The organism is Pseudomonas sp. S2_A05 (genome assembly GCF_054668485.1).
In genome coordinates, this window is the sequence record NZ_CP162775.1 from 833983 (window position 1) to 853643 (window position 19661).

14 protein-coding genes, 5 tRNA genes and 1 pseudogene are annotated in these 19661 nt (G+C 60.1%); 17 read left to right on the top strand and 3 right to left on the bottom strand.

The window, feature by feature from the left end; genetic code table 11:
- Nucleotides 1-141 precede the first annotated feature (141 nt).
- From AB4O12_RS03740 to AB4O12_RS03775, 8 genes and pseudogenes are all read left to right on the top strand, one after another.
- The gene (locus AB4O12_RS03740) at nucleotides 142-576 is read left to right on the top strand and encodes an ANTAR domain-containing protein (protein ID WP_041478514.1); all 435 of its coding nucleotides are present in this window, start codon (nucleotides 142-144) and stop codon (nucleotides 574-576) included.
- 125 nt (nucleotides 577-701) lie between these two features.
- The gene (locus tag AB4O12_RS03745; RefSeq protein ID WP_056784337.1) at nucleotides 702-1334 is read left to right on the top strand and encodes a response regulator transcription factor; all 633 of its coding nucleotides are present in this window, start codon (nucleotides 702-704) and stop codon (nucleotides 1332-1334) included.
- 10 nt (nucleotides 1335-1344) lie between these two features.
- Nucleotides 1345-4551 carry a transporter substrate-binding domain-containing protein gene (locus AB4O12_RS03750; RefSeq protein ID WP_460060372.1) on the top strand — a complete coding sequence of 1069 codons (3207 nt, stop codon included), beginning with the start codon at nucleotides 1345-1347 and terminating at the stop codon, nucleotides 4549-4551.
- A 158-nt stretch (nucleotides 4552-4709) separates the two neighbouring features.
- Nucleotides 4710-5576: a pirin family protein gene (locus AB4O12_RS03755; RefSeq protein ID WP_095179483.1), complete on the top strand. Its 867-nt coding sequence runs from the start codon at nucleotides 4710-4712 to the stop codon at nucleotides 5574-5576.
- Nucleotides 5577-5906: 330 nt separating this feature from the next.
- A pseudogene (locus tag AB4O12_RS03760) lies at nucleotides 5907-7348 on the top strand (mechanosensitive ion channel domain-containing protein).
- 83 nt (nucleotides 7349-7431) lie between these two features.
- A complete protein-coding gene (xth, locus tag AB4O12_RS03765) occupies nucleotides 7432-8226 on the top strand; it encodes an exodeoxyribonuclease III (RefSeq protein WP_460060374.1) in 795 nt (264 codons plus the stop codon).
- A 100-nt stretch (nucleotides 8227-8326) separates the two neighbouring features.
- Complete coding sequence (locus tag AB4O12_RS03770; protein ID WP_460060376.1) at nucleotides 8327-9160, top strand: arylamine N-acetyltransferase family protein; 834 nt, start codon at nucleotides 8327-8329, stop codon at nucleotides 9158-9160.
- Between the two features lie 277 nt (nucleotides 9161-9437).
- Complete coding sequence (locus AB4O12_RS03775; protein WP_024012376.1) at nucleotides 9438-10961, top strand: nucleobase:cation symporter-2 family protein; 1524 nt, start codon at nucleotides 9438-9440, stop codon at nucleotides 10959-10961.
- A gap of 113 nt (nucleotides 10962-11074) precedes the next feature.
- Here the strand turns inward: AB4O12_RS03775 and AB4O12_RS03780 are convergent.
- Nucleotides 11075-11150: transfer RNA gene (locus AB4O12_RS03780), tRNA-Asn, on the bottom strand.
- Nucleotides 11151-11369: 219 nt separating this feature from the next.
- Between AB4O12_RS03780 and AB4O12_RS03785 the strand changes: the two genes are divergently transcribed.
- The gene (locus tag AB4O12_RS03785; RefSeq protein ID WP_024012377.1) at nucleotides 11370-11600 is read left to right on the top strand and encodes a hypothetical protein; all 231 of its coding nucleotides are present in this window, start codon (nucleotides 11370-11372) and stop codon (nucleotides 11598-11600) included.
- Here the strand turns inward: AB4O12_RS03785 and AB4O12_RS03790 are convergent.
- Together AB4O12_RS03790 and AB4O12_RS03795 are read right to left on the bottom strand one after the other, a co-directional pair.
- Complete coding sequence (locus AB4O12_RS03790; RefSeq protein ID WP_041478524.1) at nucleotides 11597-11797, bottom strand: hypothetical protein; 201 nt, start codon at nucleotides 11795-11797, stop codon at nucleotides 11597-11599. The two genes, AB4O12_RS03785 and AB4O12_RS03790, sit on opposite strands and share 4 nt — an antisense overlap.
- Nucleotides 11798-12023: 226 nt before the next feature.
- Nucleotides 12024-13220 (bottom strand): amino acid aminotransferase, encoded by a 1197-nt coding sequence (locus AB4O12_RS03795; protein ID WP_016773918.1) that lies wholly within the window; start codon nucleotides 13218-13220, stop codon nucleotides 12024-12026.
- A 337-nt stretch (nucleotides 13221-13557) separates the two neighbouring features.
- Between AB4O12_RS03795 and uvrB the strand changes: the two genes are divergently transcribed.
- From uvrB to AB4O12_RS03835, 8 genes are all read left to right on the top strand, one after another.
- Nucleotides 13558-15573 carry an excinuclease ABC subunit UvrB gene (uvrB, locus tag AB4O12_RS03800; protein WP_016773919.1) on the top strand — a complete coding sequence of 672 codons (2016 nt, stop codon included), beginning with the start codon at nucleotides 13558-13560 and terminating at the stop codon, nucleotides 15571-15573.
- A gap of 276 nt (nucleotides 15574-15849) precedes the next feature.
- A complete protein-coding gene (gene gltX, locus AB4O12_RS03805; protein WP_095180271.1) occupies nucleotides 15850-17331 on the top strand; it encodes a glutamate--tRNA ligase in 1482 nt (493 codons plus the stop codon).
- 188 nt (nucleotides 17332-17519) lie between these two features.
- A tRNA-Ala gene (locus AB4O12_RS03810) sits at nucleotides 17520-17595 on the top strand.
- A 79-nt stretch (nucleotides 17596-17674) separates the two neighbouring features.
- Nucleotides 17675-17750, top strand: a tRNA-Glu gene (locus AB4O12_RS03815).
- 53 nt (nucleotides 17751-17803) lie between these two features.
- Nucleotides 17804-17879: transfer RNA gene (locus tag AB4O12_RS03820), tRNA-Ala, on the top strand.
- An 80-nt stretch (nucleotides 17880-17959) separates the two neighbouring features.
- Nucleotides 17960-18035, top strand: a tRNA-Glu gene (locus AB4O12_RS03825).
- 182 nt (nucleotides 18036-18217) lie between these two features.
- Nucleotides 18218-18757, top strand: a complete 540-nt coding sequence (locus AB4O12_RS03830) for a TetR/AcrR family transcriptional regulator (RefSeq protein ID WP_041478525.1) — start codon at nucleotides 18218-18220, stop codon at nucleotides 18755-18757.
- A 30-nt stretch (nucleotides 18758-18787) separates the two neighbouring features.
- Nucleotides 18788-19621: an alpha/beta fold hydrolase gene (locus tag AB4O12_RS03835; RefSeq protein WP_016773922.1), complete on the top strand. Its 834-nt coding sequence runs from the start codon at nucleotides 18788-18790 to the stop codon at nucleotides 19619-19621.
- Nucleotides 19622-19661: the final 40 nt, after the last annotated feature.

The following is a 19661-nucleotide window of genomic DNA, read 5'->3' on the forward strand; positions in this document are numbered from 1 at the left end:
GCGAGCAGGCTCGCTCCCACAGGGGATATTGATGCGTCAGGGCCGCCGGATGAATGAGCGGATTTTTAGGAAAAGTCCTACAGAGCTATCCCCGGCGCTTGCGTAGTCTTGCCCTCCCCAAACCTCACCGGGAGAATGACCATGAGCAACAAAGCGTTGCGCATCCTGATCGCCGACCCGCAGCATTTTCATCGCATGAAAATCGAGCGCCTGTTCAACTCGCTCGGCTACTACCGCGTCGCCCCGGTGCAGAATCTCGGCGAATTGTTGACCCTGGTCGACTACGGCTGCGAGCCGTTCGATGTATTGGTGATCAATGCCGAGCTGGCGGCAGGCTCCCTGGATCTGTCGGGCTTTCTGCTCGATCACCCACAGGTTCGCCACGCTCTGATCTACAACGAACCGTCGGCGCCCTTGCTGGCGGTTGCGGGGTTTGCTCAGGAAAACGCGCAGATCAGCCCGACGCCATTGCCCAATTCACAGCTCATCGGGCAGGTGATGGCGAGAGTCGAAGCTTGCGACGAACGCCAGGCACCGCCCGACTCTCACGCGTCGTTGCGCCATGCCAATGCATAAAAAACCACTCTGCACAACTGTCAGACCTGACAGGTGATTCTCTTGCTCATCCATGTAACAGTGCCGGCGCAGCCACCGACTCCGGGACAGACTGTTGCGGTGTCTTCGATTTTGCAGGAGTACCAATGAAGTCAGCGCTGATCGTCGATGATCACCCAGTCGTGCGCGCGGCCATTCGCATTGTCCTGCAGGCTCAAGGCTTCACGCAGATTCATGAAGCGTCCAATGGCAATGAAGTCGTGCCGTTGATTTGCGCGCATGATCCACACCTGGTCGTGCTCGATCTCGGCTTGGGGTCCATGGACGGGCTGGAAGTGCTGACGCGAATCCAGATCAAAGCGCCGACGGCACGCTGCCGGATCCTGGTGTTCAGCATGCATGAGCCCACGCATTACCAGGAGCGCTGTTTGCGCGCGGGCGCGCGGGGTTACGTGACCAAGAGCAATCATCTGACGCTGCTGCACGATGCTATCAAGGCGCTGATGTCCGGCCACACCTATTTCTCTGCGTTGCCCAATACCAGCGGTCTGTACAACGCGGTGCAACGCACTGAACAGGAGCTGATCGCTCAGCTGTCCGATCGAGAGTTATGCATTTTCGTGAACCTGGCGTTGGGCAAACCAAACAAAGCCATCGCCCAGGAGATGCACCTGAGTCACAAGACCGTCAGCACCTACAAGACCCGCATGATGGCGAAACTTGGCCTGGGTTCGCTGGTGCTTCTGCGTGAGTTCGCCAAGCGCAATCACTTGATCTGAGTACCTCGACATGACGCAGGGACTGCGGGTTTTAGGACTGTGGCTGGGGCTTGTTGCCTCGGTCGGGGCGAATGACCAACCGCAGACACTGGAGGTGCTGGCGCGCCTCGAACCTGGGGGTATCCAGGTCCGCCTCGATGATCGGGAGCGCCAGTGGCTGCGTGAGCATCCAGTTTTGCGCATGGGCATCTCCGGCCCGGATTACCCGCCCTTCGAAATCACCCGCCAACAGCATGAGCTGGAAGGGCTGACCGCCGATTACGCCGATCTGCTGGCGCAACTGCTCGGCATCAGGATCGAAGTGCGGCGTTTCGCCGATCGGCCGGCACTGATGGCCGCACTCAAGCGCGCTGACGTTGATCTCTTGGGCACCTCGAACAGTTTCGAAGCGGCGGATCCGGCCTTTGTTCTGTCGCGGCCGTATGCTGAAGATCAGCCTATGCTGGTCACCCGCCACGACGAGAAGCTGACCGCCGACCTGACGGCCAAACGCATCGCCATGGTCGAGGATTACCTGCCACTGGCCCATGTTCAGGCGTTCTACCCCGGCGCCCACGTGCAGCTTTATGCTTCGGCCATGGATGCACTCGGCGCGGTCGCCTTCGGTGCCGACGACGTGTACCTGGGCGACTTCATCAGCGCCAATTATCTGATCAACACCAACTATCGCAACGACCTGCAATTGGCCGGGCCGTCGGGGCTTGATGCCAATCCGTTCGCCTTTGCGTTGTTGCGCAGCGATGTGGTGCTCAAACGCATCGTCGACAAGGCCTTGCTGGCCGTGCCCATGGAACGTCGGCATCTGATCGAACAGCGCTGGAGCGTCGGCCTCGCCGAGATGGCCGAACAGTCGCGGGTACAGCTCAGCGCCGCTGAACAGCAGTGGCTTGATCTGCACCCGGTGGTGCGGGTGGGCGCGGTCGAAGACTTCGCGCCGTTGGCGTTTTTCGATGCCGATGGACGCTTCAACGGCCTGGCAGCGCAGTTGTTGAGCCTCATCGCTCAGCGCAGCGGGCTGAATTTCGAGATCGTGCGTGGCACCTCGTTGAACGATCAGTTCGAGCAGCTCCAGGCGGGTGAACTTGATGTCCTGCCGGTAGTGACGCCGAGCACCGAGCGGGAAGCGCAACTGCAATTCACCCGCGCCTATCTGAACAATCCGTTCGTGCTGGTCAGTGCGGCGAACGGGCCACATCCATTGCCGCTCGACGACCTGGCGGGCAAACGCCTGGCCATCTATCGCGGCCACCCGTTGCGCGAATACCTGTTGCAACGCGTGCCCGGACTACGTCTGGTCGAAGTCAAAAGCCCCGCCGAAGGCATGGCGCTGATTGCCCGAGGACAGGTCGACGTAACGGTGAGCTCGTTGCTGGTGGCGCGTTTTCTGATTGCCCGGCAGTACCGCGATCGCCTGCGAATTACCGGCACCGTTGGCGATCAGCCGGCGCGCATCGCATTGGCCACGGCGCCGCAATCGGCATTGCTGCACTCGATCCTGAACAAGGCGTTACTGAGCATTGCGCCGCAGCAAATGGATGAACTGGTGGAGCGCTGGAGCCACGATGTAGTGGTCGAGAACAGCTACTGGCTGCGCCACCGTCAGGAGATTCTGCTTGGTTTCGCCAGCGCAGCTGCCTTGCTTCTGTTGGCACTGCTGTGGATTGGCTGGCAGCGCCGGCAGATCCACCAGCGTCAGCAATGGTTGCTGCAACTGCAACAGGCCAAGGACGCGGCGGACGAAGCCAGTCGGGCCAAGAGCACTTTTCTGGCGACCATGAGCCACGAGATCCGCACGCCGATGAACGCCCTGATCGGCATGCTCGAACTGGCCCTCAAGCGCGCAGAGGAGGGCGTGACCGATCGACTCGCCATTCAGGTGGCGTCGAATGCCGGCCAGCAATTATTGGCGTTGATTGGCGACATTCTCGATATCGCTCGTATCGAATCGGGGCATTTGTCCCTCGCGCCCGAGCGGGCCAACCTGCGGGAGACGGTGTCGTCGGTATGTCGGGTGTTCGAAGGGCTGGCGCGGCAGAAGCGCTTGTTGTGGCGCATCGAACTTGATCCGCGCGCCGACGTGGATGTTCTGACCGATCCGACGCGCTTCAAACAGGTGCTGTCCAACCTGTTGAGCAATGCGATCAAATTCACCGAGGCAGGCGAGGTCAGCCTGCGTCTGCAGATCGTTGCGATATCGGACGAGCAAGTGAATGTGCAGGTGCTTATCGAGGACAGCGGCATCGGTATAAGTGCCGAGGATCAAAAGCGCCTGTTCAGCCCGTTCGTTCAAGCGAGCAATAGCCTTCAAGCGGCGCGCAGCGGTTCCGGCCTGGGGTTGGTGATCAGCCGTAACCTCTGCGAAATGATGGGCGGCACGCTGGGTCTCGATAGTGATCTCGGGCAAGGCACGCGAGTAAAAATCAATATCCAGTTGCCGCTGCTGACGTCGGTGACGACCACACTGGCAACGCCCGAGGCGGCGGCCGCGACGTGTGTATTAAGCGTGTTGGTAGTCGACGATCACCCGGTCAATCGCTTGCTGATGTGCTGGCAACTGAGTGAATTGGGGCATCGCACGGTAGACGTGGGCGACGGAGAACAGGGGCTGGACCGCTGGCGAACCCAGGCCTTCGATGTGGTGATCACCGACTGCAACATGCCGCGACGCAATGGCTATGAACTGGCACAGGCGATTCGCAACGAAGAAGCCGCCAGCGGCCGCAGGCCCTGTCTGATCCTCGGTTTTACGGCCAACGCGCAGATCGAAGAGCGCCTGCGCTGTCTGGATGCCGGCATGGACGGCTGCCTGTTCAAACCGATTCGCTTGCATGATCTGGCTGAAGCCATGAACGGCGCCCGCCGTTGCGAGCTTCACGAAGATGAACCGCCTGGCGCCGAGTCGGTCGAGATTGACCTGAGTGCCCTGGAGCAGATGGCCGGGACCGATCACTCGTTGATCGAGCGTTTGCGCAAGGAAGTCGGCAACAGCCTGCGTGATGATCTCCAGGCTCTGGATCATATCCACGTCGGCGACCGCAACGGCCTGCGTGAGCTGGCCCATCGCATCAGGGGCGGCGCGCAAATGGTCGGCGCTGCGCGGGTTGTTGCGGCGTGTGCAGATCTGGACACGGCGTGCCGAGACGGTGATAACGCGTTTATCGAGCGTGCCATCGGCAAGCTGCGCGACGCCATGCACGGCCTCGCACGGTGCCTCTGAACCAATGCAGTCTGCTGTGGGAGCGAGCCTGCTCGCGAAATGCGCGCTGCTGACCCAATTGTTCTGCACATGGAACACTCAAGCCGGTTTTCACCGTCTAGTCGAATATTCGATATGCCTTTAGGCTTAATCCAATGCATTTACACATTGGAGACCCCATGAAAAATATCATCGGCATTTACACCAGCCCGCGCGGCCATTGGGTCGGCGATGGTTTTCCGGTGCGCACACTTTTCTCTTACGACAACCTGGGCAAGCACATCAGCCCGTTTCTGCTGCTCGATCACGCCGGTCCCGCCGAATTCACCCCGACCACCGAACAGCGTGGCGTCGGCCAGCACCCGCACCGTGGTTTTGAAACCGTGACCATCGTTTACGACGGCGAAGTGCAACACCGCGACTCCACCGGCAGCGGCGGCACCATCGGCCCGGGCGACGTGCAGTGGATGACCGCAGCGTCCGGCATCCTCCATGAAGAGTTTCATTCGGAGAATTTCGCCAGAACCGGCGGCAAGCTGGAAATGGTCCAGCTGTGGGTCAACCTGCCGGCCAAGGACAAAATGGCCGCGCCGGGTTACCAGACCATTCTCGACCGCGACATTCCGAACATCGCGCTCAAGGACAACGCCGGCAGCCTGCGTCTGATCGCCGGTGAATTCGACGGGCACACCGGACCTTCGCGCACCTTCACGCCGATCGACGTCTGGGATCTGCGCCTCAATGCCGGCAAGCTGCTGACGCTTGATCTGCACGAAGGACGCAACACCGCACTGGTGGTGTTGAAGGGTTCGGTGCAGGTCAACGGCGCGGAATCGGTAGGGGTCGGGCAGTTGGCGCTGTTCGAACGCGACGGTGATCGACTCACTCTCCAGGCCAGCGAAGACGCGGTGGTATTGCTGCTCAGCGGCGAGCCGATCGACGAACCGATCGTCGGCCATGGCCCGTTTGTGATGAACACCGAGCAGGAAATTCATCAGGCCTTCGCCGACTTCCAGTCCGGGCGTTTTGGCCGGATGCACGCCTGACCCCGAGCTTTACTGGCAACTGAAACTTCCCTGTGGGAGCGAGCCTGCTCGCGAATGCTCTGATTCAGTCGAAGAGGTAGTGACTGACAGGACGCCTTCGCGAGCAGGCTCGCTCCCACAGGTTTTTCAGCGTCTGATCGTTCCCACGCTCTGCGTGGGAATGCAGCCGGGGACGCTCCGCGTCCCACAGCCTCAAGATCGCAGCCTTCGGCAGCTCCTACAGGGTTTCGCAGTGTTTTCAAGCGGCGGTTCATCCGCCGAAATCAATTGCTCCTACACTGTGCCAATCTGTGCGATCTTCTCGCGATTGGCCTTTGTCGGAGTTGTTTGATGCTGTCTCTGCTGACCGAACACCCGTTGTTTAGCGCGTTGATCCTGATCCTGCTCGATCTTGGCCTGTGGCGGCTGATCAGCTCTCGCGGCAGCGAATGGAAGCTGTTGGTGCGGGTGCTGATTTTCGCCCTGTTCAGCATTGTGCTGTTCAACGAAGGCCTCAACCCGATGGAGCCGGCGCCGTGGGCCGACAACGTGCCGCTGCATCTGGCAGCGACCGGGTTGCAGATCGGCTGGTGGCTGTTTGGTGCACGCACCCTGACGGTGTTGATCGGCGCGGTGATGATGCAGCGGGTCGGCCACACCGGCCGGCTGTTGCAGGACTTGCTCGGCGCGGTGATTTTCCTCATCGCGATCATTGCGGCGCTGGCGTACGTGCTCGATCTGCCGGTCAAAGGCGTGCTGGCGACGTCGGGCGCGTTGGCGATCATTGTCGGTCTGGCCTTGCAGAGCACCTTGAGCGACGTGTTCTCCGGCATCGTCCTCAACACCACCAAGCCCTATCAACTCGATGACTGGATCTCCATCGACGGCACCGAGGGCCGCGTCACCGACATCGACTGGCGCGCCACGCGTCTGCAAACCAGTCAGGGCAGCATGGCCGTGATTCCCAACTCGCTGGCGGCGAAAGCCAAAATCATCAACTTCAGCCGACCGAGCAATATGTTCGGCGTTTCCGTCAGCGTGCCTGTCAGCCCCCATGCCCGGCCCAGTTCGGTAATCGAGGCGCTGGAGCGGGCAATGCAGGGTTGTCGGCAATTGCTCGACACACCGGCGCCGAGCGTGTCGTTGAAGAGTTCTGCCAGCGGCGGCGCGGAATACGAAATCAGTGGATTTGTCGCCTCGATGGGCGAGAAGCGCGTGGTGCGCAATCAGTTGTTCGACCTCGCTTACCGGCATTTGCAGGCCTCCGGCGTCAACCTGCTGTCGAGCAACGAGACCAGCGCCGCACCGCAGTTGTCGCGGCCAAGGGCGTTGTTGGAAAGCTCACCGATCTTCTCGACTCTGCGTGAAGAAGAGAAAGACACCTTCAGCCAGAACATGACCCTGCAAACCTTCCGCGCCGGCGAAACGATTCTGGCGGGCGGGGAGGTCAGCGATCATTTGTTCATCATTGAATCCGGCGTGGTATCGGTGACGCTCAAGCGCCATGGTGCACCCCGGAATCCGGGCGCATGGGGCCGGGCGAGGTGATCGGCGAGGCCGGGATTCTCTCCGACACCGCGCTGCCGGCGGATTTTTCCGCGAAGACTTTCTGCGCCCTGTATCGCATCGAGAAGTCCTACCTGAAACCGTGCCTGGACGCGCGCCATGACATCCATGATGCGATGCAGGCGTTGCTCGATTTCCGCCTGCACAAGGCGCAGTCGCTGAACGAGGAAGCGCCCGTGGTCGCGCCGAAAAGAGGCTTCCTGCAATGGCTGCGTAATCGCGTCTGAGCTGTCGCATTGTCATTCGATGCAACCTGCGCAGCGTTCTCAGGGTCACAATTTGCAATCCCACCGGGCAGGAGTTGCAGACGATGAAAAACCTGCGAATCGCCACCTTCAACGTCAACGGCATGCGCGCGCGGCTGCCGAATCTGCTGGAATGGCTCAAGCGCGACCAACCGGACATCGTCTGCCTGCAAGAGCTCAAGTCGGTGGACAGCGCATTTCCCGCCGCCGAACTGGAGGCCGTCGGTTACGGCGCGATCTGGCAGGGCCAGGCGTCATGGAATGGCGTGGCGATTCTGGCGCGTGATGCGCAGCCGCTGGAGAGTCGACGCGGTTTGCCCGGCGATCCCGATGACACGCACAGCCGCTATATCGAAGCGGCGGTGCACGGTGTGCTGGTCGGTTGCCTGTATCTGCCCAACGGCAACCCGCAGCCGGGGCCGAAATTCGATTACAAACTGGCCTGGTTCGAGCGTCTGATCAATTACGCCAAAGACCTGCAAGGCAGCGATCACCCGGTGGTGCTCGCCGGTGACTTCAATGTCGTGCCCACCGACATGGACATCTACAACACGCGATCCTGGCTCAAGGACGCCTTGTTGCAACCTGAAAGCCGCGAGTGCTACCAGCGGTTGCTGGATCAGGGCTGGACCGATTCCCTGCGCCACGTGTATCCCGAAGAACGCCTCTACACCTTCTGGGATTACTTCCGCAATCATTGGCAAACCAACTCCGGCCTGCGCATCGACCACCTGCTGCTCAACCCGGCATTGAGCCCGTATCTGCACGATGCCGGCGTCGACGCCTGGGTGCGCAACGAACCGCACGCCAGCGACCATGCACCGACATGGATTCGCATCGCTTCGCGGAAAAAGCGCTGAGCGGGCGATTGGCGAAATCAATTGTCGAAAGCCGTGCCTGATCCCGTATACAGGGCAACATCCACGCAGTGTTCTGCGGCCCATGCATAAGGATCGAGCAATGAGTGCGCTACGGCTGAGCAATACCAATCTGTATCTGCAACGTTTGGGTTTCGATGCGCCGCCGCCACCGACACTGGATACGTTGCGTCAGTTGCAACTGCGCCATACCGCCGAATTTGTTTTCGAAAATCTGGCTACGATCATGGGTGAACCGGTGTCGATCGACCTGGACTCCATCGAAAGCAAGGTGCTGCAGCAGGGGCGGGGCGGCTACTGCTACGAACTCAACCATTTGTTTTATGCGCTGCTGCTTGAATTGGGCTTCGACGCGCGGGCGATCAACGGGCGCGTCGTGATGAATCAACCGGAAGGCAGCTGGACGGCGCGCACCCATCGTCTGAGTCTGGTGACCATCGACGCAGTGCGTTACATCACCGACGTCGGCTTTGGCGGCATGGTGCCCACCGCACCGCTGCTGCTCGACAGTGAACATGAGCAACTAACCCCGCACGAACCCTACCGCATCGACAAGCAGAACGAAGGCTACCTGCTGCGCGCCCAGGTCGCAGGCGAGTGGCGGCCGATGTACCTGTTTGATCTGCAGCGCCAGGAAGACATCGATTACACCGTCGGCAACTGGTACGTCTCGACGCATCCCGAATCACCTTTTGCCCAGCGCCTGATGGTGGCGCGCACCGGCGCTGGCTGGCGCAAAACCCTGAACAACGGCAGTTTTGCCATTCATCACATGGGCGCGGACAGTGAGCGGCGCGAGGTGGCGGATGTCGACGAGCTGATGAAATTGCTGCGGCGTGAGTTTGATCTTCAAGTGCCTGATTCACCGCGTGTGCGGCAAGCGCTGGCTCGGGTAATCGCGCCAGCCTCCATCTAAGGCTTTACATCAGGCTCCAATACGCGACGGATTTCGCCGATGGCCGCTGAAAGAGCGCGACTGCACCGTCGGTCGCCGTGAACACTTCAGCCTGGTGGGCACTGGCGCGGACGCAGCGGGGATGTGTTGCCGAATTTGTTGGGGCAAGAAGCGCAGACTAGAAGGTTGGATGGCTACCTAACCATTATGTGACTGACAAGTTGTATACAACTCTATGGACATTTGTCCTGAGTATTGAATACAGTGTGCGCATAACAAAAACCAGGGAACCCCCACCATGAAAACGCCCCATGTTTCACACCAACGGCCCGAGGACGAAAACCTCGGGGTCGGCGCGAATATGGCTTACGGCCTGCAACATGTTCTGACCATGTACGGCGGTATCGTTGCGGTGCCACTGATCATTGGCCAGGCGGCCGGTCTGTCGCCGGCGGACATTGGTCTGTTGATTGCTGCTTCATTGTTTGCGGGGGGGCTGGCGACGTTGCTGCAAACCCTGGGTCTGCCGTTTTTTGGCTGTCAGCTGCCGCTGGTCCAGGGCGTATCGTTCTCTGGTGTGGCGACCATGGTCGCGATCGTCAGCAGTGGCGGGGAGGGCGGTTTCCAATCGGTGCTGGGCGCGGTGATTGCCGCCTCGTTGATCGGCTTGCTGATCACGCCAGTGTTTTCGCGCATCACCAAGTTCTTTCCGCCGTTGGTCACCGGCATTGTGATCACCACTATCGGCCTGACGCTGATGCCAGTGGCCGCACGCTGGGCAATGGGTGGCAACAGCCACGCGCCGGACTTCGGCAGCATGCAGAACATCGGTCTGGCAGCGGTGACGCTGGTGCTGGTGTTGCTGTTGAGCAAGGTTGGCAGCGCGACCATTTCTCGGCTGTCGATTCTGCTGGCCATGGTCATCGGCACGGTGCTGGCGGTGTTCCTCGGCATGGCGGATTTCTCCAGTGTCACCACCGGTCCCATGTTCGGCTTCCCGACACCGTTCCACTTCGGCATGCCGACCTTCCATTTCGCCGCGATCCTGTCGATGTGCATTGTGGTCATGGTGACGCTGGTGGAAACCTCGGCAGACATCCTTGCCGTGGGCGAAATCATTGACACCAAGGTAGATTCCAAACGCTTGGGCAACGGCCTGCGCGCCGACATGCTGTCGAGCATGTTTGCGCCGATCTTCGGTTCGTTTACGCAAAGTGCTTTCGCGCAAAACGTCGGCCTGGTGGCGGTGACCGGGATCAAGAGCCGATTCGTGGTCGCCACCGGCGGCCTGTTCCTGGTGGTGCTCGGCCTGCTGCCGTTCATGGGCCGGGTGATTGCCGCCGTGCCGACTTCTGTCCTCGGCGGCGCAGGGATCGTGCTGTTCGGCACCGTGGCGGCGAGTGGCATTCGCACGTTGTCGAAGGTGGACTACCGCAACAACGTCAACCTGATCATCGTCGCCACTTCGATCGGTTTCGGCATGATCCCGATCGCAGCGCCGAACTTCTACGATCACTTCCCGAGCTGGTTCGCGACTATTTTCCATTCGGGCATCAGTTCGTCGGCAATCATGGCGATCCTGCTCAACCTGGCGTTCAACCACTTCACGACCGGCAACTCGGATCAACAGTCGGTGTTCGCCGCAGCCGAAGAGCGCACCCTGCGTTATCGCGATCTCGCCGCGCTGCGAGAAGGCGATTACTTCAGCGACGGCAAGCTGCATGATTGCGATGGCAAGGAAGTGCCGGTGATCGAGCCGGATGACCACGACCATGGCCACGGCGCGCCTAAGGTTCAGGTGAAAAGCAGCGAACATGTCTGACCGCTGCGTCTGAAACAGAAAAGGCCGATCTGCCCAAACAGATCGGCCTTTTGGTATTTTTCGTGCGCCCACAAAAAAGCCCCTGAACCTTGCGATTCAGGGGCTTTGCTATTTGGCTCCACAACCTGGACTCGAACCAGGGACCCAGTGATTAACAGTCACTTGCTCTACCAACTGAGCTATTGCGGAATTGGTGCGTATGTTACTGATTCAAAAAGAGAAGTCAAGCATCGCTGGGCAACTTTTGCGATTCGTCGGGACGGACGGGATTTTGTCAGCGATTGGCGGTTACCAGAAAGGCCTCAGAGGTCTACCATGGCAGCCCGGAAGTGGTCACACGCGCTGCCGGCCATTCGCCGCAAAGGTACGCGCCATGATTCAAATCACTCGCAACACCGAGGTGCCTGCATGAGCACTGCACAGATCAGCCTGCCCAAAGGGATCGGCCCGCACGCCGAAAAACTTTTCGATGCAATCACCGGGGCAAGTACCGCCGAAGAATTGAACCGCGCCGGCGGCAAGGCCGAAGGTTTCGTCCTCGGTCTCGAAAGCAGCAAGGCCATCAAAAGCCAGGTCGCCGAATCGCTGTATGTGATTTACGACGATGCCGCCACCCAGCGCTCGGCTGAACTGGCTTAACTGCCGAAAGTAATCGTGCCGAGCATCAGCTTGGCATAGACGGCTGTCGCCGCCAGTTGCACCAGCCACAGGGCCAGGCCACCGAGGAATACCCCGGTGGCGACTTGCAGCACCAGGCTCTTTTCACGCTTGGCCGGAGCGCGCGGGATGAAGTCATCCAGGTCGTCACGGTCGGCGCGCAGGTTGTCGTTTTTCATGTGGGTTCTCTTCAAAAATCTCGGGTGTACACAAAACCGGAGCTGCGGAACGCTGCGATCTTTTGATCTTGATCTTGGAAACAAGATCAAAAGATCGCAGCCTCGTTGCACTCGTCAGCTCCTGCACTTTGAATTGTGTGCAGTCTAGAGGTTGCACGGCGGTTCCAGGGACAAATAAAAACGGGAAGCCGTTCAAGGCTTCCCGTTTTTTCATCACTCGCCGAAATCAGATGACCTGAACGATCGCGTCCGTCACAGCCTTGATGTTGCTCTGGTTCAAGGCAGCCACGCAGATGCGGCCGGTGTCCAGGGCGTAGATGCCGAACTCGTTGCGCAGGCGATGCACTTGTTCAGTGGTCAGGCCGGAGTAGGAGAACATGCCGCGCTGACGACCGACGAAGCTGAAATCGCGGCCCGGGGCTTTTTCCGCCAGCAGGGCAACCATCTGCTCGCGCATGCCGCGAATGCGCAGGCGCATCTCGGCCAGCTCGGCTTCCCACTGTGCGCGCAGTTCCGGGCTGTTCAGCACCGCAGCAACAATGCTGGCGCCATGGGTCGGCGGGTTGGAGTAGTTGGTGCGGATCACGCGCTTGACCTGCGACAGCACGCGCGCGCTTTCTTCTTTCGATTCGCTGATGATCGACAGTGCGCCAACGCGCTCGCCGTACAGCGAGAACGATTTGGAGAACGAGCTCGAGACGAAGAAGGTCAGGCCGGATTCAGCGAACAGGCGCACAGCGGCGGCGTCTTCATCGATGCCGTCGCCGAAACCCTGGTAAGCCATGTCGAGGAACGGCACGTGACCTTTGGCCTTGACCACTTCCAGCACCTTGTTCCAGTCCGCCGGGGTCAGGTCGACGCCGGTCGGGTTGTGGCAGCAAGCATGCAGGACAACGATCGAGCCGTTCGGCAGGGCGTTGAGGTCGTCGAGCATGCCGGCACGGTTCACGTCATGGGTGGCAGCGTCGTAGTAACGGTAGTTCTGCACCGGGAAACCAGCGGTCTCGAACAGCGCGCGGTGGTTTTCCCAGCTCGGGTCGCTGATCGCCACGACAGCGTTTGGCAGCAGTTGCTTGAGGAAGTCGGCACCGATTTTCAGTGCGCCGGTCCCGCCGACGGCCTGAGTAGTGATGACGCGACCGGCGCTGATCAGCGGCGAGTCGTTGCCGAACAGCAGTTTCTGCACGGCCTGGTCGTAGGCAGCGATGCCATCGATCGGCAGGTAACCGCGCGAAGCGTGTTGCGCGACGCGAATCGTCTCGGCTTCGATCACCGCGCGCAGCAGTGGAATTCGCCCCTCTTCGTTGCAGTACACGCCTACGCCCAGGTTGACCTTGGTGGTCCGGGTATCGGCGTTGAATGCTTCGTTGAGGCCCAGGATTGGATCGCGGGGTGCCATTTCGACAGCGGAGAACAGGCTCATTATTACGGCGGCTCTGAATGGAGAGTGGAGGGACGTGTAGCGCTCCAGCCGAATGCACTAGAGCGGTGCACAAACGGGGAGCTAGTATAGAGGCCATCACCGCGCAATGGCGACAGGCGAATCGGCTTTTGGGGTAAGTTTTTCCGATTATTTCTGGACCGTTAGTCGATTGACTTTGTCAGACTCTTTACCGGATGTAGGACGTTTGCCTTGAAAGGTCAGGCAATCGCCACCACATTCAGCACAATCCAGGTTTTTTCTTGCGCGACATCGGTCGTTTGCGGTCGTCCTCGTGGTGCTCCGTCTGACGCGGAGCGCCGCGAATCCAGAGGTGTGTATGTCGGAATTCCAGCTAGTCACCCGCTTCGAGCCTGCCGGCGATCAGCCGGAAGCCATTCGCCAGTTGGTTGAGGGCATTGACGCCGGACTGGCGCACCAGACATTGCTCGGTGTGACCGGCTCGGGCAAGACCTTCAGCATCGCCAACGTCATCTCCCAGGTACAGCGTCCGACGCTGGTTCTGGCGCCGAACAAGACCCTGGCCGCGCAGTTGTACGGTGAGTTCAAGGCGTTCTTCCCGAACAACGCCGTTGAATACTTCGTTTCCTATTACGACTACTACCAGCCCGAAGCCTATGTGCCGTCGTCCGACACCTTCATCGAGAAGGACGCGTCGATCAACGACCACATCGAGCAGATGCGACTGTCCGCGACGAAAGCGTTGCTGGAGCGCAAGGACGCGATCATCGTCACCACGGTGTCGTGCATCTATGGTCTGGGCAGCCCGGAAACCTATCTGAAAATGGTCTTGCACGTGGATCGCGGCGACAAGCTCGATCAGCGCGCGCTTCTGCGGCGCTTGGCTGACCTGCAATACACCCGCAACGACATGGATTTTGCCCGGGCGACGTTCCGCGTGCGCGGTGATGTGATCGATATCTTCCCGGCGGAATCCGATCTGGAAGCGATCCGCATTGAGCTTTTCGACGACGAGGTCGAGAGCATTTCCGCGTTTGATCCGCTGACCGGCGAAGTCATCCGCAAGATGCCGCGCTTCACTTTCTATCCGAAGAGCCACTACGTGACGCCTCGGGAAACCCTGCTCGACGCCATCGAAGGCATCAAGGTCGAATTGCAGGAGCGCCTCGAATACCTGCGCAGTAACAACAAACTGGTGGAGGCCCAGCGCCTGGAGCAGCGCACCCGTTTCGACCTCGAGATGATCCTCGAACTGGGTTACTGCAACGGCATCGAAAACTACTCGCGCTACCTTTCCGGGCGTCCATCCGGCGCGGCGCCACCCACGCTTTACGACTATCTGCCTGCCGACGCCTTGCTGGTGATCGACGAATCCCACGTCAGCGTGCCGCAGGTCGGCGCGATGTATAAGGGCGACCGTTCGCGCAAGGAAACCCTCGTTGAGTACGGCTTCCGCCTGCCTTCGGCGCTGGACAACCGGCCAATGCGTTTCGACGAGTGGGAAGGGGTCAGCCCGCAGACCATTTTCGTTTCGGCGACGCCCGGCAACTATGAAGCCGAGCACGCCGGGCGCGTGGTCGAACAAGTGGTGCGGCCGACCGGCCTGGTCGACCCGCAGGTTGAAGTGCGGCCGGCGCTGACTCAGGTCGATGACTTGCTCTCGGAAATCACCAAGCGCGTGGCGATCGAAGAACGTGTGCTGGTCACCACGCTGACCAAGCGCATGGCCGAAGACCTGACCGATTACCTCGCCGACCACGGCGTGCGCGTGCGTTATCTGCACTCGGACATCGATACCGTCGAGCGCGTCGAGATCATCCGCGATTTGCGCCTCGGCGTGTTCGATGTGCTGGTCGGGATCAACCTGCTGCGTGAAGGCCTCGACATGCCGGAAGTGTCGCTGGTGGCGATTCTCGATGCTGACAAGGAAGGCTTCCTGCGTTCCGAGCGCTCGCTGATCCAGACCATCGGTCGCGCGGCGCGTAACCTCAATGGCCGGGCGATTCTCTACGCCGATCGCATGACCGGTTCGATGGAGCGGGCGATTGGTGAGACCGAGCGCCGTCGCGAGAAGCAGATCGCTTTCAACCTTGAGAACGGCATCACCCCGAAAGGTGTGATCAAGGACGTCGCCGACATCATGGAAGGCGCCACCGTACCGGGCTCGCGCAGCAAGAAGCGCAAAGGCATGGCCAAGGCCGCCGAAGAGAACGCCAAGTACGAAGCCGAGTTGCGCTCGCCAAGCGAAATCACCAAGCGCATCCGCGCGCTGGAAGAGAAGATGTACCAACTGGCGCGGGATCTGGAGTTTGAAGCGGCGGCGCAGATGCGTGACGAGATTGCCAAACTGCGCGAACGATTGCTTACGGTTTAAGGGATCGTTCCCACGCTCTGCGTGGGAATGCCGCCCGGGACGCTCTGCGTCCCATCGCTCGCGTGACGCAGAGCGTCACAGGATGCTTTCCACGCAGAGCGTGGGAACGATCATTGTGTATCTCTGTAAGAGCGAGCCTGCTCGCGAATGGCCTTCACACCATCCGAAGGGCTTAGGGCATCTGGCTTAAATACCCTGCCCGCTGGAGCGGGGCGGGTGTCGCCTGTTACCATTCGCCGCTTGATTGTTCTGCTCTTCATTTTTTCGAGACAAGCCATGACCACCGTCCGCACTCGCATCGCGCCATCGCCTACCGGGGACCCCCACGTAGGTACCGCTTACATCGCATTGTTCAACTACTGCTTTGCCAAGCAGCATGGCGGTGAGTTCATCCTGCGCATCGAAGACACCGATCAGTTGCGTTCGACCCGCGAGTCCGAACAGCAGATCTTCGACGCCCTGCGCTGGCTCGGCATCGACTGGAGCGAAGGTCCGGATGTCGGCGGCCCGCACGGCCCGTATCGGCAGAGCGAGCGCGGCGACATCTACCAGAAGTACTGCCAGCAACTGGTCGACATGGGGCATGCGTTCCCGTGCTTCTGCACTGCTGAAGAACTCGATCAGATGCGCGCCGAGCAAATGGCTCGTGGCGAAACTCCGCGCTACGACGGCCGCGCGCTGCTGCTGTCGAAGGAAGAAGTCGCGGCGCGCCTGGCTGCTGGCGAACCGCACGTGATCCGCATGAAGGTGCCGAATGAAGGCGTCTGCGTGGTGCCGGACATGCTGCGTGGCGACGTCGAGATCCCGTGGGATCGCATGGACATGCAGGTGCTGATGAAGACCGACGGCCTGCCGACGTACTTCCTCGCCAACGTGGTCGACGATCACCTGATGGGCATCACCCACGTGCTGCGTGGCGAAGAATGGCTGCCATCGGCACCGAAACTGATTTTGCTGTACGAATACTTCGGCTGGGAACAGCCGGAGCTGTGCTACATGCCGCTGCTGCGTAACCCGGACAAGAGCAAGCTGTCCAAGCGCAAGAACCCGACCTCGGTGACCTTCTACGAGCGCATGGGCTTCATGCCGGAAGCGATGCTCAACTACCTCGGGCGCATGGGCTGGTCGATGCCGGACGAGCGCGAGAAGTTCTCGCTGCAGGAAATGGTCGACAACTTCGACCTCAAGCGCGTTTCCCTCGGTGGGCCGATTTTCGATATCGAGAAGCTGTCGTGGCTCAACGGCCAGTGGCTGCGCGATCTGCCGGTGGAAGAGTTTGCCGCGCGCGTGCAGAAGTGGGCGTTCAATTCCGACTACATGATGAAGATCGCGCCGCACGTGCAGGGCCGGGTTGAAACGTTCAGCCAGGTCGCACCGCTGGCGGGGTTCTTCTTTGCCGGCGGCGTGAATCCGGATGCCAAGCTCTTCGAGTCGAAAAAGCTCTCCGGCGATCAGGTTCGCCAGTTGATGCAGTTGATCCTGTGGAAACTGGAAAGTCTGCGGCAGTGGGAGAAGGACAGCATCACCGCGACGATCCAGGCGGTGGTCGAATCCCTCGAGCTGAAACTGCGCGATGCGATGCCGTTGATGTTTGCTGCGATCACCGGGCAGGCGAGTTCGGTGTCGGTGCTCGATGCGATGGAAATCCTCGGCCCGGATCTCACCCGTTTCCGTCTGCGCCAGGCGATTGACCTGCTGGGCGGCGTGTCGAAGAAAGAAAACAAGGAATGGGAAAAGCTCTTGGGCGCCATCGCCTGATTGCTTTTGCTTCTTTGCAGGACTGCCGAAGGCTGCGATCTTTTGATCCTGCCTTCGGCGTTTCTCCCGAATTTACGGGGGAGGGCGGTAAGTGATTGTTATCCCGGCAAAAAATTTTGAAATTTTTCAAAAATAAGTTTGACAGGCTTTCGATACGCCCTTAAGATTCGCCCCGTCCTCAGCGATGAGGGGCTATAGCTCAGCTGGGAGAGCGCTTGCATGGCATGCAAGAGGTCGACGGTTCGATCCCGTCTAGCTCCACCAATTTACACTTCGAGGTCTGGCCACACCGGCCTTGAAGCGATCAACACTCAGCGTTGATCAGTTGTATAGAAGGGTTTGCGTCCCCTTCGTCTAGTGGCCTAGGACACCGCCCTTTCACGGCGGTAACAGGGGTTCGAGTCCCCTAGGGGACGCCAGTTTTACAGAAGTGATGTTGCAAGAGATCACTCCGCCGCGAGGCGAAAAATCCGGGGCTATAGCTCAGCTGGGAGAGCGCCTGCATGGCATGCAGGAGGTCAGCGGTTCGATCCCGCTTAGCTCCACCAATTTTACAGTTCAAGGTCTGGCCACACCGGCCTTGAATCGATCAGCTCTCAGCACTGATCAGTTGTATAGAAGGGTTTGTGTCCCCTTCGTCTAGTGGCCTAGGACACCGCCCTTTCACGGCGGTAACAGGGGTTCGAGTCCCCTAGGGGACGCCACGATTACCCGCTCTGCGGGATTTTATAAGGGTCATTCAATTATTGAATGGCCCTTTTGTTTGTCTGGCGTTTGGCCAACTCTCCTTTTTCCTTACACTGTGCTTCAGACCAGCGGTCATATTCATGACTTGCGGAATATTATTATGCGAATAATATTCTAGTCGTAATATTCGGAGGCAACGATGAACGATAAAAAAGCTCAAACCCGCGAACGCATCCTCAAGGCTGCCAGCGCCGCATTGATTCAACGCGGCCCGGCAGACCCGAGCGTGGGTGAAGTGATGGGCGCCGCCGGGCTGACTGTCGGCGGCTTCTATGCGCACTTCGAAAGCAAGGACGCGATGATGCTCGAGGCGTTCAAACAGCTGCTGGGCCGCCGTCGCGACCTGATTGCCGATATGGACGCCGATCTGACCGGCGAAGAGCGTCGCGCTTTGGTGGCTGCGTTCTACCTGTCACGCAAACACCGGGATTCCAGCGAGGCCGCATGCCCGATCCCGGCCTCGATTGGGGAGCTGGGGCGTTTGCCGGAGTCGTTCCGCATTGCGCTGAACGAGCATTTGGAATTGATGGTCGCGCAACTGGCGGCCAGCCCTGAAGACACCGACAAGGCTTTGGCCGATGTCGCGTTGATGGTCGGTGGTCTGGCCTTGGCCAGAGCGCTGGGTCCGGGAGATTTATCCGATCGATTGCTGCGCGCTGCCAAGTCGGCGGTGCGTTGACCTGAAGGCAACAAGCCTGAGGAGAGTGCGATGAACGCGTTGAAGTGGGTTCGTGGCGTTAACGGTACCTTGGGCTGGTTTGCACCGAAACTGGTGGCAAGCAAAATGCGTCTGGCGTTCATGACGCCCCGCGCGCTACCGCTGCGCGATTGGGAGCTGCCGCTGTTGGCCAGCTCCGAACGCATCACATTGCGCTTCGGTCTGTCGGCGCTGCGTTGGGGCCAAGGTCCTACAGTGTTGCTGATGCATGGTTGGGAAGGGCGGCCAACGCAATTCGCTTCGCTGATAAACGCTTTGGTTGATGCCGGCTATACCGTCGTCGCGCTCGATGGCCCGGCACACGGTCGCTCCCCTGGGCGAGAAGCCAATGTAGTGCTGTTCGCCCGCGCCATGCTTGAAGCCGCTGCCGAATTGCCGCCGCTGCAAGCGGTTATCGGGCATTCCATGGGCGGCGCCAGCGCGATGCTCGCCGTGCAGTTGGGGCTGCGCACCGAAACCCTTGTCAGCATCGCCGCACCGTCGCGGATTCTCGGCGTGCTGCGCGGTTTCGCGCGCATGGTCGGCATGCCGCCGCGCGCGCGTTCGGCGTTCATTCGTCAGGTCGAGCAGGACGTCGGCATGCGCGCCGCGACGCTGGACGTGGCCCACTATCAACTGGATATGCCCGGCCTGATCGTCCATGCCGAGGACGACAATTTTGTCTCGGTCAAAGAATCGCAATTGATTCACGAAGCCTGGTTCGACAGCCGCCTGCTGCGCCTGGAAAGCGGCGGCCATCAACGCGTGCTGGCCGACCCTCGAGTGATTGATGGCGTGTTATCACTGCTCGCCGGTCGCAGTCTTCAGGCGCGCCAATCGGCCTGAGCTCCGTTACACTGCCTCGGTTGAATACTTTGACCGGGAG

Bases quoted from the DNA above. Each gene is read 5' to 3' on its own strand.
- AB4O12_RS03745 (WP_056784337.1), top strand. From the start codon at position 702: ATGAAGTCAGCGCTGATCGTCGATGATCACCCAGTCGTGCGCGCGGCC.
- gltX (WP_095180271.1), top strand. From the start codon at position 15,850: ATGACCACCGTCCGCACTCGCATCGCGCCATCGCCTACCGGGGACCCC.
- AB4O12_RS03755 (WP_095179483.1), top strand. From the start codon at position 4,710: ATGAAAAATATCATCGGCATTTACACCAGCCCGCGCGGCCATTGGGTC.
- AB4O12_RS03775 (WP_024012376.1), top strand. From the start codon at position 9,438: ATGAAAACGCCCCATGTTTCACACCAACGGCCCGAGGACGAAAACCTC.
- AB4O12_RS03770 (WP_460060376.1), top strand. From the start codon at position 8,327: ATGAGTGCGCTACGGCTGAGCAATACCAATCTGTATCTGCAACGTTTG.
- AB4O12_RS03750 (WP_460060372.1), top strand. From the start codon at position 1,345: ATGACGCAGGGACTGCGGGTTTTAGGACTGTGGCTGGGGCTTGTTGCC.
- AB4O12_RS03740 (WP_041478514.1), top strand. From the start codon at position 142: ATGAGCAACAAAGCGTTGCGCATCCTGATCGCCGACCCGCAGCATTTT.
- uvrB (WP_016773919.1), top strand. From the start codon at position 13,558: ATGTCGGAATTCCAGCTAGTCACCCGCTTCGAGCCTGCCGGCGATCAG.
- AB4O12_RS03785 (WP_024012377.1), top strand. From the start codon at position 11,370: ATGAGCACTGCACAGATCAGCCTGCCCAAAGGGATCGGCCCGCACGCC.
- AB4O12_RS03835 (WP_016773922.1), top strand. From the start codon at position 18,788: ATGAACGCGTTGAAGTGGGTTCGTGGCGTTAACGGTACCTTGGGCTGG.
- AB4O12_RS03790 (WP_041478524.1), bottom strand. From the start codon at position 11,797: ATGAAAAACGACAACCTGCGCGCCGACCGTGACGACCTGGATGACTTC.
- AB4O12_RS03830 (WP_041478525.1), top strand. From the start codon at position 18,218: ATGAACGATAAAAAAGCTCAAACCCGCGAACGCATCCTCAAGGCTGCC.
- AB4O12_RS03795 (WP_016773918.1), bottom strand. From the start codon at position 13,220: ATGAGCCTGTTCTCCGCTGTCGAAATGGCACCCCGCGATCCAATCCTG.
- xth (WP_460060374.1), top strand. From the start codon at position 7,432: ATGAAAAACCTGCGAATCGCCACCTTCAACGTCAACGGCATGCGCGCG.